This is a genomic window from Vibrio vulnificus CMCP6 (assembly GCF_000039765.1).
Taxonomy (GTDB): domain Bacteria; phylum Pseudomonadota; class Gammaproteobacteria; order Enterobacterales; family Vibrionaceae; genus Vibrio; species Vibrio vulnificus_B.
Map to the genome: position 1 here is coordinate 42,488 of NC_004460.2, position 16,575 is coordinate 59,062.

At 47.0% G+C, this 16,575-nt stretch carries 14 protein-coding genes and 1 riboswitch; of the genes, 7 read left to right on the forward strand and 7 right to left on the reverse strand.

Annotated elements, in window-relative coordinates:
* Positions 1-18 precede the first annotated feature (18 nt).
* A complete protein-coding gene (locus VV1_RS15390) occupies positions 19-1,698 on the forward strand; it encodes a pyridoxal phosphate-dependent decarboxylase family protein (protein WP_011081032.1) in 1,680 nt (559 codons plus the stop codon).
* A gap of 99 nt (positions 1,699-1,797) precedes the next feature.
* Here VV1_RS15390 and gbpA read toward each other — a convergent pair whose 3' ends face one another.
* Positions 1,798-3,255, reverse strand: coding sequence for an N-acetylglucosamine-binding protein GbpA (gbpA, locus tag VV1_RS15395; protein WP_011081033.1), 1,458 nt, complete (start codon positions 3,253-3,255; stop codon positions 1,798-1,800).
* Positions 3,256-3,393: 138 nt separating this feature from the next.
* Positions 3,394-3,485, reverse strand: a riboswitch (cyclic di-GMP riboswitch).
* A 276-nt stretch (positions 3,486-3,761) separates the two neighbouring features.
* On the opposite strand from gbpA, the gene rarD reads away from it, so the two are divergent.
* Positions 3,762-4,661, forward strand: coding sequence for an EamA family transporter RarD (rarD, locus tag VV1_RS15400; RefSeq protein ID WP_011081034.1), 900 nt, complete (start codon positions 3,762-3,764; stop codon positions 4,659-4,661).
* Positions 4,662-4,716: 55 nt separating this feature from the next.
* Here rarD and VV1_RS15405 read toward each other — a convergent pair whose 3' ends face one another.
* Positions 4,717-5,358, reverse strand: coding sequence for an START domain-containing protein (locus VV1_RS15405; protein WP_011081035.1), 642 nt, complete (start codon positions 5,356-5,358; stop codon positions 4,717-4,719).
* 143 nt (positions 5,359-5,501) lie between these two features.
* Here VV1_RS15405 and yqfB point away from each other — a divergent pair, with 143 nt between their 5' ends.
* Positions 5,502-5,816 carry a N(4)-acetylcytidine aminohydrolase gene (yqfB, locus tag VV1_RS15410; RefSeq protein WP_043921115.1) on the forward strand — a complete coding sequence of 105 codons (315 nt, stop codon included), beginning with the start codon at positions 5,502-5,504 and terminating at the stop codon, positions 5,814-5,816.
* Between the two features lie 358 nt (positions 5,817-6,174).
* The gene (locus VV1_RS15415; protein WP_413764034.1) at positions 6,175-6,714 is read left to right on the forward strand and encodes a phosphatase PAP2 family protein; all 540 of its coding nucleotides are present in this window, start codon (positions 6,175-6,177) and stop codon (positions 6,712-6,714) included.
* A gap of 111 nt (positions 6,715-6,825) precedes the next feature.
* On the opposite strand, the gene VV1_RS15420 is transcribed toward VV1_RS15415, so the two are convergent.
* Together VV1_RS15420 and yfcC are read right to left on the reverse strand one after the other, a co-directional pair.
* Positions 6,826-7,824, reverse strand: a complete 999-nt coding sequence (locus VV1_RS15420) for a succinylglutamate desuccinylase/aspartoacylase family protein (protein WP_011081038.1) — start codon at positions 7,822-7,824, stop codon at positions 6,826-6,828.
* Positions 7,825-7,980: 156 nt separating this feature from the next.
* The gene (gene yfcC, locus VV1_RS15425; protein WP_043921232.1) at positions 7,981-9,456 is read right to left on the reverse strand and encodes a putative basic amino acid antiporter YfcC; all 1,476 of its coding nucleotides are present in this window, start codon (positions 9,454-9,456) and stop codon (positions 7,981-7,983) included.
* Between the two features lie 294 nt (positions 9,457-9,750).
* Here yfcC and VV1_RS15430 point away from each other — a divergent pair, with 294 nt between their 5' ends.
* On the forward strand, positions 9,751-11,232 hold the full coding sequence (locus VV1_RS15430) for a coniferyl aldehyde dehydrogenase (RefSeq protein ID WP_011081040.1): 1,482 nt from the start codon (positions 9,751-9,753) through the stop codon (positions 11,230-11,232).
* Here VV1_RS15430 and VV1_RS15435 read toward each other — a convergent pair.
* The 3 genes from VV1_RS15435 to VV1_RS15445 all read right to left on the reverse strand — a co-directional run bounded on the left by VV1_RS15435 (position 11,191) and on the right by VV1_RS15445 (position 13,125).
* Positions 11,191-11,511 (reverse strand): c-type cytochrome, encoded by a 321-nt coding sequence (locus tag VV1_RS15435; RefSeq protein WP_011081041.1) that lies wholly within the window; start codon positions 11,509-11,511, stop codon positions 11,191-11,193. The two genes, VV1_RS15430 and VV1_RS15435, sit on opposite strands and share 42 nt — an antisense overlap.
* 72 nt (positions 11,512-11,583) lie before the next feature.
* Positions 11,584-12,591 carry a low-specificity L-threonine aldolase gene (ltaE, locus tag VV1_RS15440; RefSeq protein WP_011081042.1) on the reverse strand — a complete coding sequence of 336 codons (1,008 nt, stop codon included), beginning with the start codon at positions 12,589-12,591 and terminating at the stop codon, positions 11,584-11,586.
* Between the two features lie 18 nt (positions 12,592-12,609).
* Complete coding sequence (locus VV1_RS15445; RefSeq protein ID WP_011081043.1) at positions 12,610-13,125, reverse strand: NUDIX hydrolase; 516 nt, start codon at positions 13,123-13,125, stop codon at positions 12,610-12,612.
* A gap of 275 nt (positions 13,126-13,400) precedes the next feature.
* Here VV1_RS15445 and VV1_RS15450 point away from each other — a divergent pair, with 275 nt between their 5' ends.
* Together VV1_RS15450 and viaA are read left to right on the forward strand one after the other, a co-directional pair.
* On the forward strand, positions 13,401-15,068 hold the full coding sequence (locus VV1_RS15450) for an ATPase RavA domain-containing protein (RefSeq protein ID WP_011081044.1): 1,668 nt from the start codon (positions 13,401-13,403) through the stop codon (positions 15,066-15,068).
* Positions 15,069-15,077: 9 nt separating this feature from the next.
* Positions 15,078-16,523 carry an ATPase RavA stimulator ViaA gene (gene viaA / locus VV1_RS15455; RefSeq protein WP_011081045.1) on the forward strand — a complete coding sequence of 482 codons (1,446 nt, stop codon included), beginning with the start codon at positions 15,078-15,080 and terminating at the stop codon, positions 16,521-16,523.
* The last annotated feature ends 52 nt before the right edge of the window (positions 16,524-16,575 follow it).

Below are 16,575 nucleotides of genomic sequence, written 5' to 3' on the forward strand. Positions count from 1 at the left end.
TTTGTTAGGAGCGAGTTTATGACGAAATTAATGGTTCATGCTTGGCTAGAGAAACAAAATAACCAGATATCGCAGCATTTTGCCTATTGTCACCAAAAACTGGTCAAGCAGTTCTTTTCCCGCGATCCCAATTTGTGGCCGATTTACAAAATCAAGCAAGTGGCTGAACTGGTTGGGCATAAACGTAATCTCACCATGCCAACCAATCCGATTTTGTCCAAACGGCTGGCGGCAGACAGTTACATTCCACACGCTTCCAGCCAAGTGATAAAGCCGTTCGAGCCGTTAGCACTTTTTGCGGCTGGACACAGTAAAAACTGGGATGATCCAAGCGCAGTGGAAAACGTCATTTCAACGCCGAGCGATCCTGCCATTCATGGTGCGCTGTTGGCCACCATCGCAAATCCCAATTTGGTTTACAGCGAGTACGCTGGGCGGGCCACCGAATTAGAAAGTGTCGTGGTGCGGCAAATTGCAAACCTAGTGGGATACGATGACCAAAAAGCCACAGGACTTTTCACGCAAGGTGGGACGTTTTGCAATCTCTACGGTTATCTACTTGGGTTACGAAAGTGTTTCCCTGATTCAGCCACAACGGGTATTGGGGATAAGAAACTGGCGTTTATCAATTCCCAAGCGGGGCACTACTCCAACGTCACCAATCTTTCACTGCTTGGTGTAGATATAGGTAAACAACTGCTTCGCATCAAGGTGAATGAAAACAACCAAATTGACCTCAATGATCTGACCAAGCAATTTGAGTATTGCATCCGCCATGACATCATCGTCCCGACGATTTTGTTGACCTTTGGTACCACCGATACTTTTGCCATAGACGACGTGGCTGCTGTTTACCTGCTACGAGAGCGCTTATGTCGCCAGTATGGTTTGAACTATCGGCCACACATTCATGTCGATGCTGCCGTCGGTTGGACACTGCTCTTTTTTAAAGAATATGCTTTTGAGCGGAATGAATTGGCGATCAATACCGCGACCTTAGAAGGGTTAGAAGTCACCAACTCTTTAGTCAAGGGTCTGCGCTACGCCGATTCCATCACCATTGATTTTCAGAAGTGGGGCTATGTCCCTTACACCTCCAGTTTGATTTTGGTGAAAGATCGTCAGGATATGCAGGCGTTACAACACGATGCAGACTATTTCTCCTATTTCGAAGCGCAACAACGGAATCAAACGCATCTTCAATCCACCATCGAATGTTCCCGCAGTGCAGTGGGGGTATTTTCCGCTTATTCTGCGTTAGAAAGTATTGGAATTGAAGGCTATCAAATGCTGATCGCACACGGCTTGCAGAACGCCAATTACCTGCGCTGTTTGCTCTCTAAATTACGCAATTGCAAAGTGGTCTCCGGCAGCAATCAAGGCCCTTGTGTCACTTTTCGTCTCTATCCGCCAGAGATGGAAGAGAGTGCGCAAGCGCTGTTTTACCGAGAGCGACGGCTTATCAGGCAAAAGGCGTATATGGAAAGTCTCGTCAGCAGCGCGACCTACCATCGCAACAACTTCTTAGCAAGAAAAGGTCGCTATTTGAAAACCAATTGGGTCGATTCGATTGCCAGAACCGATTACAACGAAGCAGGGCATTGCCTTTTTCTACCCGGCGAAAAAGCGGTGTTCCTTAACCCCAACACACAGCGGCGAAGCATTGAGCTGTTTGTGGCCAATTTGAATGCCACTTAGGGCGGGGAAATAACAGGTTTACGCGAGATAAAAAAAGCGATGCCAATTGGCATCGCTTTGGTCGTTATGCATGTGATAAATCACATATAGGGGAAAGGTTTACAGTTTGTCCCACGCCATTTGCCAGTGTGAGCCAGTACCCGGCTGGTATTGAGTTGCGGTTGGTGTCCATTGAACACAGTAACCAGAGTATGGGAATGGCTTACATTGGTAGATCGCACCGTCGCTGGCGAGCACTTTGGTGTCCGCCGTGTATGAGCTCAAGCCATCTGGAAAGACAAAGTCGTAATCATCACTTGGCGGTGGTGTTTGCGTTTCCGTCAGCATGAAGTCAGACGTTTGCTGCTTTTGCAGCGTGCCGTCTTTGTCTAGGACTTTGGTTACCAACATATGGTGGCCTGCTTCTGATTTGCTTAATGTCATGCTGACCGCTTTGTTCTCACCGTCTGTCATTGCAACCGTTTCAAAAGCAAGCGGCTCTTTGTGGTGGTTATAGATGGTCAGTTCCGTCGTAATATCGCCAGTTGCTTGTAAGCCTAAATCGAGCGTTACAGGCGCATCACCAATTTGATACTCAGAGGCCAAACCCGATAGGGTGACGTCGTACTCAGGTGCAGGCGTTTCAATTTTGTAGCCGATCTCGACACGCTGCAGGTTGCTGCCAGACTTAAGGAAAATTGGGTTAGTACCATAAACCGGAACGAACTGATTTTGCTCGTTGAGCTGGCCTGCTGCGATCTCGCTTTGGGTTTGGTTAATTTTCACCGCTAGAGCGTGTGACCAATTGTTTGCTACCGTCAACGCGTCGCTGTCGATCGCCAGTTCTGTCGTGTAGGCTGGATTCTCCCCCGCGAGATCAAATACGCGTGTAAAGACGGTGTCACCGACATTGAGGTTCATGGTTGGAATGATCTGGCCGCCTTGTTGCCAATCTGGCAGAGCAGGGCCATCGCCATCGAATTTGACATCAATGACATTGTAGAAAGAGGCGGCGGTGTCACCCACATCCCAAACCGCCAAAATCACTTGGTAACCTTCGCGTTCAGGTACATTACATGTGTGGCTAACGCGCTTCGGCGGTTGAACCATGCCACCGTCCACGACGCAGAAAGGGGTGAGATCGAATGAGGCGCGGGCAAGTGGTTGATTTGGATTCCAATCTGGTTTGGTGATGTAATATTTCCAATCTTTGGTCACGTGATTGGCGGTAAAGGTCCACTCAAAGTTTTGCGCACCGGCTTGAATCGGGCGTTTTACCCAGCGGTCTGCGGTTTGCTCATCAAGTGCGTTGGCTAACGCGCTCTCGGCGCTGGCAATTTTGCCATCACGCGGACCGGACGCGGGGAAGCCATCTGGCCCTTCAACGCTTTGCGGTTCATATTGAATTGCGCCACAGTTGGTGTTTTTCTCTCCAGTTGACGCAGCGAACTTACACAGTGTCACACGAGCTTCTGCGACACCATTTTCCACTGCAGAAACATAACCATGGCTCATTGCGGTTCCGCTTACGACGGATAGAGCAATGGCCAGTAAGGTTTTTTGCGGTTGTTTTTTCATAACATACTCTTTTTGATTGCTGACTTTATTTGGCTATATTGCCAATCTTCAACCACAGCATACGCATGTTATTCCCAAGGCGATGAATGGCTCGTAAAGAGCGCACTGACGTGCTTGGTGAGAACACTCTCTAGTGAGAGCGGCGGCCCCGCTATCTTGGGTATGATAAAAATACCGACAGACCGGAAGCTTTGCGTCCCATCTTTTCAGAAGGTTTGCCTATGTGTGATGTCAGGCATAATTTAGGATGAGAATAACGATGAGGCGAATTAATTGATTGGATTTGGAATTAATTTCTCGAAAAAGTGTGATGAAAAAAAGAGATGATTTAGAAGCGTTATTTATAGGTGTGAATATATTAATTTAATCAATCAAATTCTGTGTTTAATATAAGCAATCTATGTAAGAGATGATATTTTGTGATTGTATGTATTTGCAAAATATCATAGCGAAAAATGGAGTGTAGAGTTAGAATTGCCACGTCTTTACTATGTCATTGAGCACTTATGAAAACCACCAGCTATGGCAATATCATGGCGGCCATCTCTTTTCTTATTTGGGGCCTGACACCAATCTATTACCGTTTGATGCCGTCTGCTCAAATGGATGAGCTGTTGGCCATGCGCGTCATTGCTTCTGTCCCTGTCGGCTTGGTGCTTGTGTACTTTATTACAGGCAAGTTGCCTGAATTTCGTCGAGTGTGGCACGACAAGCGATCGCTACTTTATACCCTGATCGCCGCGTTGCTGATGTGTATCTCTTGGTCCACCTTCACTTGGGCGCTGACCAATGATCGCGTGATTGATGCCAGCCTTGGTTTTTTCATTAGCCCGTTAATGATGGTGGCGCTTGGTGTGTTGGTGCTCAAAGAAACGCTCTCTCAGGGTAAAAAGCTGGCGATCATTTTTGCCGCTTTAGGGCTGGGGTATCAAATTGTCCATTACGGTGAAATTCCGTACGTTGCATTAACCATGGGGGTATTTTTTACCCTCTACGGTTTTTGTAAAAAGAAAATAGCCTACGATTGGAGCACGACATTATTTTTTGAAGCATTGCTGCTTGCTCCTGTGGCCTCCATTTATATGGCGATGAAATACGCGCAAGGCGACGCGGTTTCTCTTTCCTCCGATCTTTCAACGCTTTTATTATATTTGGGTAGCGGACCTGTCACCATCGCGCCCCTTATTTTTTATTCCATTGCTATTCGTTATACCAATATGACGAACATTGGCCTGATGCAATATATTGAGCCAACGTTACAGTTTCTCCTCGCCGTGTTTATTTTTGCTGAGTATTTCGATCAAGTGAAAATGGTGAGCTTTGGCTTGATTTGGTTTGGCTTACTGTTGACGATTGCAGAGACATTGGCAAACAGAGCCAAACGCCGCTCTATTCGCTTAATGTGAGTGGATAACGGATAACGATAACGTATGACGAGTAGCGGATAATGATCGTTTGAGGCTACTCAGAAATGTGTGGATGCCGAAGGTGTTGAAAACGCGGTAACTGCTCACGTAAGCCTTCAAAGGTGGCGCGTGCACTTTCTTTGGCCAGCTTGTTCACCAACCAATCGGGTAGGGCGCCGCCAGGATTTGCAAACGCGGTGTATTCAATGTGAGTGGTGTCGTTGGTGAGCTTATTCAGCACCCAGATCGCTTTGACTTGTGTGATGCGAATGTAGTCAGGATCCCGAGGGAAAGCGGTCTCAGGTGCATCGCTGATCTGCAAGGTGAATCCGGCTTCATCTAGGCTGTACTTTGAATAAGTCAGCATATCGCGATTTTGTGCAGGCCAGGGCGCAGAAAATTGGGTGTAAACGATGTTTTCTCGCGGTGATAACTGTTGCACGACATGGCTGTGAGCAACATTGTCAATCCAGTTAGGCACGTTGTCAGTGTCTTCCAGTAATTTCAAAAACGCGGCATAGCTGGTGGGGAAAAACATTTGCGCACGAATCTCCACCAAGCCATCTGTGTGCTCACGATAATGGATGGTGATACCATTGTCGCTGGAGTCAAAAATCCAACCTTGCTGTGGTGATGCCAAAGTTGCAGGGTTGAATAGAAATAAACAAAGGCTTAGCAGTAGAATTATCCGTTTCATATCAGCTCTTTCCGTGTTTTAGGTTACTCATTCAAACACATATACAACGTTATGAAAATGCGCATTGCATCAGTTCACTGATTTAAGTGTATGACGAATGCATTCTAATGCCCCTTTTGGCTGATCAAATAGAAGAGGTAGTGATGACAGCACCAACCAAAATGACTTTTTTCTCACGTTTTGAAGCAGACATTCTTGCAGGCAAGAAAACCATCACAATTCGCGACGAGTCAGAAAAGGACTATCAACCAGGAACCACCGTTGAAGTCTCAACACTAGAGGAAGGGCGTGTTTTCTGCCAACTGAAAATCTTAAGCGTGGAACCTATAGCGTTCTCGGCGTTGAACGAGTTTCATGCAGAGCAAGAAAACATGACGCTGGAAACGTTGAAAGAAGTCATTCAAGAAATTTACCCTGGGATAGAGCAGTTGTACGTCATCCAATATCAGCGAGTATAGCTTGTTGAACTTCGCGGTAATTGCATAATGCAAATCTGTTTTTGCAATTTGCATTATATTGGCTTGGTTTATCGACCAATATGAACCTTGTTTATCTGCATTTTGGTTAAAAATGTAGCAAATAATAGGGTTGGTGTACGTTTTTAAAGTTGGCACGCTTTCTGCTTTAATAAGATTGACCCTTTTTAAGCCGAGGGTCACCTAGCCAACTGACGTTGTTAGTGAACCTGATTGTTCACAAATATATACAGCCAATCACCTCTTATTGTGATTGGCTTTTTTTTTATTCTCAATGTCACCCAAATGGTTTGGTGCACAGTTTGGCGCAAACATTAGCTTGTTTGTGATGAGGTACTTCATGAAACGTTGCTGTTTAACAACGCTTACTGCAGGCGCATTATGTGCTGCGCCTGTTTATGCTCAAGGTTCTAAAGGGTGGGAGACGTTTAGTGACATCGGAGCGTACGGCTTGGTCGCCACCGCAGCGGCAGTACCACTCTATAAAGACGATTGGCAAGGCTTTTGGCAAGCAGGGTTGAGTATTGGCACCGCGTCTGCCGTCGGTCTATTGGGAAAAGTGACCATTGAAGAAGAAAGGCCGGATAAATCAGGTTTTGATAGCTTTCCCTCTAATCATACCGCCAATGCATTTGCTTCCGCGACGACGCTGCAAATTCGCTACGGTTGGCAGGCGGGTTTGCCTGCCTACACGATTGCAACCTTGGTTGGCGTGGGGAGAGTGGAGGCTAAGAGGCACTACTGGCGTGATGTGATCGCAGGTGCTGCTTTAGGCACGCTGTCAGCGTGGATCTTTACTGACGCCTACGATGAAAATATCCAAGTGCTGCCATGGGTGAGCCATGATGGCGCAGGTATCCATATTGCTTATCAGTTCTAAATGAGGGTTTAACCCCAAGCTCTGAATCCGGCACCTTGAAGTCACTTGGGCATATCTACAAGAGTTGGTAAAAAGGGCGATTGGTGTTGCCAATCGCCCTTTTTGTGTGATTTATGCGTGAATCAATCTCACCACAAGTGCGCCTGCAGCGCGCATGGATTCAATATTGTGACTGAGCACGATACCGGCTTTCGGCGCGTGATAACGCCAAACTTCATCACCGAAGCTGTCGTATTGAATCGCCAGCAGCGCTCCTTGTTCGACCGATTGCATCATCGCCACTTGTGGGAGGATAAAGCCACCGAGCTCGGCGCGAATAGAGGTCACGCTTTGCCCTTCAAAAGCCGGCTTAGGTGCGATGCTATCGCCTTGGATGACGTTATGATGTCTCAGAATATTGGCGATACCAGAAGCGGTGCGAGCAACCAAGTCGCTTTCGGTATAACGCCCCATGCCCACTTCAATGGTGATGCTTGGGATACCATGCTGATTCCATACCGTTTCCAATACGCCCGCGTCGCCAGGATCATTCAAAATCGCATCGGGCCCTGCAAGGCGCGCCATTTCCAATGATTGAGCAAGACGAAAATCGGCGAAAATATACAGTGGGTAGATAGCGCCACTGGTTTGAGTGTGTAAATCGATCGCCAGTTCAGCATTGGGCTTTAATAAATGGTGCCAAATAGCGTGCAGATAGCGCTGTGCTTCATTACCTTTGTCGTCACCCGGAAAAAAGCGGTTTAGATTCGCAGGAGAAACATCTGGATCGGCAGAGTAAAAATCGCGGCTGTGATTGAGCATGCCCGTTAGATTAATGGTTGGCACGATGGTCACGCAGCCTGCCATAGACTGGCCCACTAAATCGCGTGCAACCTGCTGGGCCGCCAGCACGCCATTGTATTCATCACCATGAACACCAGCGGTAATGACAAACTTCTTCCCTGATTCGGTGCCTTTGAAAACGAGGACAGGCATGTGTTGCCACTGACCAAGTGCATTGGTTGCAATGCGGAACCAAAATTTGTGCTCTCCCGCGGGAAGATCATCCACGTTGAGAGATTGGATTACTTGGTGACTTTGAATAACGTCATCTAAGTAGTGTGTTGTCATGAAACGGTAAACTCCAAATTAGTCATCACTCGCGAGCGTTACTCAATCGCCACGGAGCAAAATTAAAAAAAGGCGAGAATGGATCTCGCCCTTATCAATTGGGATGGCTAAGCCCAGCCGTCTTTTTGCCGACTGGCTTGCAACAAACGGTTTTGCTTACGCAAAGCCCATCAAATGCGCTGCGACCACAACAATGCTCGATAGAGTAAAGAGTAACAGCATAAAGCGCCAGCAGAATTTCGCCCAGTCACCCCAGTCAATGCGGCATACGCCCAGCGTCGCCATGAGAGAGGCTGAAGTTGGCACAATCACGTTGGTAAACCCATCACCAAGTTGGAATGCCAGTACCGCGACCTGACGAGTAACTCCCGCGATGTCTGACAGTGGTGATAGCAATGGCATGGTGAGTGCCGCTTGGCCAGAACCTGACGTCACAAAGAAGTTGAACACCGATTGGAATACGTACATTAACCACGCGGCCATCACATCAGGCAGACCGCTGATCACACCGCCAGCACTGTTGAGAATAGAGTTTAGGACGCTCGCTTCATCTGTAGTACCGCCACCAAGAATCAACAATACGCCTTTTGCGCAGCCAACCAACAGAGCGGGGGCAAGCATGATGCTCGCGCCTTCTTTAAACGCGTCTGCGGCATCATTAAGAGTCATGCCATTGAGACGGAAAACAGTACCAATAATGGCAACGACAAAACCCATGGTGAAGAACTGCGAAGCAATTTCAGGAATATACCAAGCATGCACGACCACGCCCCATACTACCCAAATGGTGACCGCAATCACCGTGAGAATCACCAGCGTATCACCTAGGTTCCAACGCGAGTCATGGCTTCCTAACTCTTGCTGACGGAAATAGGCATCGGTACGACGGCTGTAGGAAAATTCTGGATTGGCCTTGATGCGCGCCGCGTAGATCATGGTGAAAGCAATACCAATTAGCGTGAAACCTACCCATAGCGCCATACGTACAGTCATGCCTGAAAGCACGGGAATGCCGGCAATCCCTTGGGCAATAGCCACGGAAAATGGGTTCATCCAAGAGGTGGCGAAACCAATTTGTGTCGCAACGTAAGTGACCATCACGGTGGTAATACCGTCGTAACCCAGTCTCACCATCAAAGGCGCGATGATAATGGCGAACGCAACGGCTTCTTCGCCCATACCAAACACGGCACCACCAAGTGAAAACAACAAAAACAGCACAGGAATGAATAAAGCCTCACTCCCTTTGGTTTTATCGATCAGGCGCAGAATGCCATTGTCGATTGTACCCGTGCGCATCACAACACCGAACGCACCACCAATCACCAGCATAAACATGATGACGCCAATCGCGCTGCCCCATTTTGAGCCAGAAACCAGCCCTTCAAATGGGAAGTTCATCAAGCCAATGCCACCGCCAGAGGCGAAAAGCCCCACACGGTTGTAGACCAGTTCGCCCTGTTCATCGGTGGCATAGCTGAAAGAGGATGGGTCGATAACGGTGCGTGTTTTTTCTGCACCATCAACCATATAGCTAACTTGTTGGCTGTCGAAGTGACCCGCAGGAATAAGATAAGTAAGAATGGCTGCGAAAATACCAACAATAAAAATCAGAATAAGCGTATCTGGCATTTGCCAAGATTTCTTGCTCACGGCTGCGTCAACCGAGTGAGAATGTGTGTGAGACATGTCTGTTTTCACGTTAAGTTAAAGGAGAATGGAATATCATTAAATTAGAATAAAAAGTCAAACCATCTGCCTTTTGTAAACACAATATTCGACAATTTATTGATCTAAAGACAAATAGTTCGTGTGGCACGAATTAAATGGATGTATCAAAATGCGCAAATCATCACCGTCATTTATTGAACAAATACTCAAATAATGCGTATAGTGGTTTGGTCAGCATTTATAAGGAGTAGGCGCATGGAGTTAAAACAGCGATTGAGTCAACAGCTCAAAGAAAGTCGCGATGCGTTTCTAAGAAACCCATACCCCACCTACCAAAAAAGACTCGAGAACCTCAACAAACTTGAATCGCTCATCAAAGCGCATCAAGCCGAGATCATCTATGCCATCGAACAAGACTTTGGTACTCGTTCAATCAGTGAAACGGGATTACTCGAGCTGTTTACCAGTATTGAAACCATTCGAGATGCAAAAAAACAACTTAAGAAATGGATGAAGCCAAGCCATCGACATACCTCTGTCTGGTTTTTTCCTGCTAAAAACAGAGTTGTTCCTCAGCCGTTAGGTGTGGTGGGCGTGATTGTGCCTTGGAACTATCCGCTGATGCTCACCATTGGTCCGCTGGTTGCGGCGCTGGCGGCAGGAAATCGCGTGATGCTCAAAATGTCGCAAAATTCACCTCATTTAGCTCAGTTGTTGGTCGAGCTGTTTGAAGCGCAGTTTAATCGTGATGAAGTGGCCATTTACGCGGACGAAGCCGAGATGGGGCCAGAGTTTTCTAAGCTCAAGTTCGACCATTTACTGTTTACTGGCTCAACGAAAACGGGACGCGCGGTGATGCAATCCGCAGCCAATAATTTGGTGCCAGTGACTTTAGAGCTGGGTGGAAAATCCCCAGTGATCTTAGATGAAAAATTTGATGTGAAGATCGCACTAGAACGCTTGCTTGGTGGCAAATTGTATAACTGTGGCCAAACGTGTATCGCGCCTGACTATCTGTTTGTGCCTCAATCTCGATTGAACGAAGTCGTCGAAACCACCAAAGCCATCATGGCGAAACGCTTTCGCACAATTCAACATCAAGATTACACCTCGATTATCGATGCCAATGCCTTTGAGCGTTTAACGCACCTGCTCAGCGACGCTAAGGAAAAAGGCGCGAAGCTCATCAACTGTATTCCAGATTCTGAACCAGAGCGAGGCAGTCGAAAACTGCCATTTTATCTAGTGACGGAGGTGGAGAGCGACATGGCAGTGATGCAAGAAGAGATCTTTGGACCGATACTGCCTATCATCACTTATCAACATATTGACGAGGTGTTCCATTACATTGCTCAGAGGCCGCGTCCTTTGGCGTTATACCTCTTTAGTGAGGATAAGTGGTTACAGAAAAAGTTCACCCAAGAAACACTGTCTGGTGGTTTGTGTATCAACGACGTCATGCTGCATGTCGCACAACACGACTTGCCGTTTGGTGGTGTCGGTGAGAGTGGCATGGGGCATTATCATGGTCGAGAAGGCTTTAACACCTTTTCGAAGTTAAAGCCCGTGATGACTCAATCTCGGTTTGCTCTCACACCACTGTTTTATTCCCCTTACAGCGGTTTCGCAAAATCGATTCTTAATGTCATGATCAACCGAAAGATTGGCAATTATGAGTCGGCCATTCAGCAGAAACTAACGAGTTTGCTGCGCATAATAGGCCGCGACGTCTCTTAAGTCTTGGTCATTCAGGCGTTGTAATTGTGCCTGCATCATATCGGCTAGTGGACCTGTCCGTTGGCCGTTTTGATAGCTTTTCATGGAATCAAACAGATATTGTTCGTTTTGGCCTGCCAGATGCGGGTAAGCATTATTGGCCGCTACGCCAGATGCGCCGTGGCAAAAGACGCAACTTGGACTTTTGACTTTGCCGAGTTCAGGATTACCTTGAAGAGCGTTTGCGTGAGCGGTGAAGGTGAAAGCAGTGGCGACTAGGCACAGAATTGGTCTTAACATGGCGGCTCCAAACTAAACGTGTTGTGTCGCAGCATAGAGCTTCCCCTAAGGGGAAGCTCAAGAGTAAAGACGTTAGCCGAGGAAGAATCGCAACTTTTCTAGAAATAGATCAATATCTTGGCGAGAAATATCTTTGTGAGTCACAAAACGAATCGGATTTCCTGGGGTAATGATGATCGATTCTTCCGCCAATTTTTGCGCAATCGCGTTGATGTCGACATTGTCATCCAGTTTGGCAAACACAATGTTTGTTTGCACGAAATCAGGATTGACATGCACACCTGGCAACTCAGACAAACCCTGCGCTAATGCTTTGGCATTGGCATGATCGACTTTTAACTGAGCTACTTGTTCGGTCAAAGCAAGCTTACCCGCTGCGGCTAAAATACCCGCTTGGCGCATACCGCCACCGACCATTTTGCGTAAACGTCGTGCTTTTGCGATGTATTCTTTAGAACCCAGCAGCAGAGAACCCACCGGAGCGCCTAATCCTTTGGAAAGACAAATGGTCATTGAATCAAAATACTGAGCGATGTCTCTTACTGGAACATCCAACGCCGTTGCTGCGTTATAAACACGAGCACCATCAAGATGGAGTTTTAGATTGTGTTTATCGACGAAAGCGCGTGCCTCTTGCAAATAGCTCAAAGGCAGCACTTTACCATTGATGGTATTTTCAAGGCTCAGCAGCTTAGTGCGCGCAAAGTGGCTGTCATCGGGTTTGATGGCGGCGGCTAGCTTGTCAAACGGTAAAGTGCCATCGGGATTGTTCTCAACCGGTTGAGGTTGGATGGAACCTAATACTGCCGCGCCTCCAGCCTCGTAACGATAGTTATGCGCTTGTTGGCCACAAAGATACTCGTCACCGCGTTCACAATGCGCCATCAAACCTAGCAGGTTTGCTTGCGTACCTGAAGTAGTAAAGAGCGCCGCTTCAAAGCCGGCTTCTTTGGCGGCAAAAGCTTCCAGCTCATTTACGGTTGGGTCATCACCGTAAACATCATCGCCGACGATGGCGTTAGCCATGGCTTCGCGCATGGCGGGAGTAGGGCGAGTTACGGTGTCAGAACGAAAATCCATAGTGTCTCCTCATGTTGGCTATATATAGCCGCAAAGCTTGGCTTTGCTTAAGCAAGCAATGGTTTTGGCGTCGCTAATGCTGCCATCTCTTATTTTTTCTTCGAGTTGTTCAAGGGATAAGCTGACCACTTGAATCACTTCATCTTCATCGCATTGATAGCGATTGGTTTGTGTCAGTTTCTTGGCCACAAACAAATATTGAATTTCGTCGCAAAATCCCGCAAGCGGTGTGACTTGGCCTAACGAGATAAACTCCTCTGCGCTGTAGCCGGTTTCTTCTTCCAGCTCACGTTCTGCACAGTGTTGAGGATCTTCACCTTGTTCTTTGGTGCCAGCAGGGAGTTCTAGTAACCATTTTTTTAGGGAAGGACGAAATTGATTAATCAGTATGATGTTGCCCTCTTCCGTGACGGGAAGGATGACAGAGGCGCCCGGGTGTTGAATCGTTGTGTGCGCGATGGCATGTCCGGTCGGGAGTAGCACCTCTTCTTCTATTAGGGCGATGTTTTTCCATTTATGTATGACGGTGCTCATAGATGTGTCATTTTCCTAGCTAACTGTCTCATGATGAGAAGTCAACAAGATACGCACAAAAGCCGATAAACGAAAGTTCTTATTAGAGAACTGCCCAGATATCGTTTGCGTAATCAGTGATTTTTCTCCCATAATTGCAATCTTTGTTTGCTGCGGAACACTGAAAAATCAGTTCTGCTATAAGAGCTTGTCAATAAAAAATGCACTTGTAACAAAGTGATAACAAATGTATAAAAGTACGTATACCATAACTGAAGAGAATTAGGAGTAACGTAATGATTCGCCCTTCTTTTGCGTCTAATGCAGATAAAGCGTTACTTTCTGAAAGAATTAACAAATTGTCGGCCGCGTTAGCCGACGGCGTGTATGAAAGAGAGTACACCATTAAACTCTGTTTGCTGGCGGCATTAGCTGGTGAAAGTGTTTTCTTACTTGGCCCTCCTGGTATTGCAAAAAGTTTAATCGCTAAACGCCTTATTCAAGCCTTTGATAACAGTAGTTATTTCGAATACTTAATGACTCGCTTTTCAACCCCTGAAGAGGTGTTTGGTCCGCTCAGTATCCAAGAGCTCAAAGATAACGGGCGTTACGTCCGTTTGACAAAAGGCTACCTACCCACTGCGCAAGTGGTGTTTCTTGATGAGATTTGGAAAGCAGGTCCTGCCATTTTGAACACCTTGCTGACCGTGGTGAATGAGAAAACATTCAAAAACGGCAGCGATATTGAACGTGTTCCAATGCGTTTGCTTATCTCGGCTTCCAATGAATTGCCTGACGAAGACAGCGGCCTAGAAGCACTTTATGACCGTATGTTGGTGCGCGTGTTTGTTAACCGTATTCAGAACAAACAGAATTTTAAATCGATGCTGACGGTTGGCACACCGGAGGAAGCGCGTATTCCTGAAGGGCTTGCGATCACCGACGAAGAGTATCATCAGTGGCAGAAGGCTTTAGAGTCGCTGAAATTAAGCGATCGCGTGTTTGAAAAACTGTTCCAACTGAAAACCATGCTGGAAGAGAAAGCAGAAGCGGTGGGTGCTGATGTTGCGGAGACGGATCTCTACGTTTCTGACCGACGTTGGAAAAAAGCCGTGCGTTTACTCAAAGCCAGTGCGTTCTTTAATGGTCGCGACGAGATCAACCCTCTCGATTTGTTGCTGTTGCAAGATTGCTTGTGGAACAGCCCAGAGTCGCGTGAGGTCGTGACCTCGGTTATCCAAGAGTTTGCGCTTAACTACGCATTTGATCAAAAGGAAGTACAAAGTCAAATCGACTATTGCCGAGAAGAGTTGGCGGACATCCAACAAGAGCTGGAAGAGCAATATGGCATTGTGCTTTCGATGGAATCGTCGGCTGGTCTGCTGCGTAAGGGTAAAGAGGTGCATACTTTTGACACGTCAGAAGCTCGTATTTACAGCGTTGGCCCAACGCGCAACTTGGTCAAATTGGTGCTGCTACAAAGCAACATGTCTGTTTCTGAATCTGAACGTGGTGATAGCCGCTGGGTGTACGTACAGAAAGATGAACTCGATCGAGTGATCAAAGAAGGTCAGGGCGAGCTTTACGGTTTCGTAAACCAAAACACCAATTTATGTCGCTTGAAGTTTGATCTGGATGCATCCAACAACTTGGTGATCAGAGACATTGCCAACCGTGCGGTGTTGGTTAGCTTGGTGACTAAAGATGGTCTAAATGAAGAACATTACCAGAAATGGGCAGAAAAATGTGACAGCGCGTTCAGTAAGCTCACTGACGCAGAACACCATTTACGTAAGGTTCGCTCGGATTTCCACGGTGCGTTGCCGCACAACTTTATCGACCCTGAGTTACCAAGAATGATGGAAGCGACGATCCAACAGGTATCGCATACGTTGGAAAGTGTGAAAAGCGAGAGTGAGAAAACCATGTTCCGTATTAAACACCTCAACGAATACTTCTCGTAAGGAATTAATATGTTAGGAGCCGATGGTTTAAACCTTGCCTTAATGATAGCAGACTCAGGGATTGTTGAGTCTGCGGTGAACGATCTGATGGCACGCTCACAGTTAATGGTGATGGCGGAAAACCGAGGAGTGAAAGCCTCGGTGAAAAACCATTTGTCCAAATGGCGTGGCAGTGTAAAGCGCCGCATTACCAAAGTGTGTGAAACAGAACGCTTCCAACAAGAATTGTCGCTCTATCAAGAAGTGATTCACCTGACGGAAAATGAGTTTTTCGAACGTATTGATGATGTCGTGCGTAAGTTGGAATGGCATTCCGCCTTCTATCTACAAGCAAGACGTTTGCTCGACAAAAACAAAGGGTTAAATAACCCAATGTTTCCTCACTATTTCTGCGATCAGTGGTATCAAAGTCTGTTTGAAGCCATCAAACAAGCCCAGGTGACTGAACTGGAAGTCAATAAAGAGAAAGTCCTCACCGATCTTTATCAACGCATGGAAACCATGAAGAACATGGACAAAGTGACGGATTCTGGTGATGAAGGAAGCGTTGGGCGACTTTGGGACATGGCATCGGCCAAGCTCAGTAAAACAGACGTTTCTGTCATGAAGCGTTACGCTGAGTTTCTGAAAAAGAACAATGGATTACAGGAAATTGCTGAGCAGTTAGGTCGCATGGCCAACGAAGTGGATGATCCCGATCTACAACGCACTCCGGCAGAAGAGTTGCAGATGGTCGAGGAGAAAAGCGACGAAGCGACGGATGATATCGTCGGCATCCATGAAAGTGATGATCTCAACAAATTGCTGCCAAACGAAACCATGTTTTTGGCCTACCCAGAACTGGAAGTGGTGTTCTACAAACATTTGGCTGACAAACGTTTGATGAATTATCGCGTGCAGGGCAAGTCGAGAACGCTGCGCAAGGTAAGAGCGCAAAAGCCGGATAATCAGCAAGTAGAGATTGAGAAAGGGCCGTTTGTGCTGTGCGTTGACGCGTCGGGTTCGATGAGTGGTTTCCCTGAGCAGAGTGCCAAAGCAATGGCTTACGCGCTGATGCAGATTGCGTTAGCTGAAGGGCGTGACTGCTATGTCATGTTATTCTCAACAGAGCAAATTACTTACGAGCTGACCAAGCAAGATGGCCTGCGTGAAGCGGCGGATTTTCTCACCTATACATTTCACGGCGGCACGGCATTTGAACCTGTACTGATGAAATCGATCGAACTCATGAGCGGGGATAAATACCGTAATGCAGATTTGGTGGTGTTATCGGATTTTATTGCTCCTAGACAGTCAGAAGAAATGCTGGCTAAAGTAGAGGCTTTGAAAGAGCAAAAGAACCGTTTCCACGCCGTAAGTTTGTCGAAATATGGTAACCCTGCGTTGATGTCGATGTTCGACCATTGTTGGGCTTATCACCCAGGCCTAGTTGGACGCTTATTGAAAAAGTGGTAAACGAAGAAGAGCTCCTCGAGCTCTTTTTTTGTGCCGTTTCACAATCTTGCAT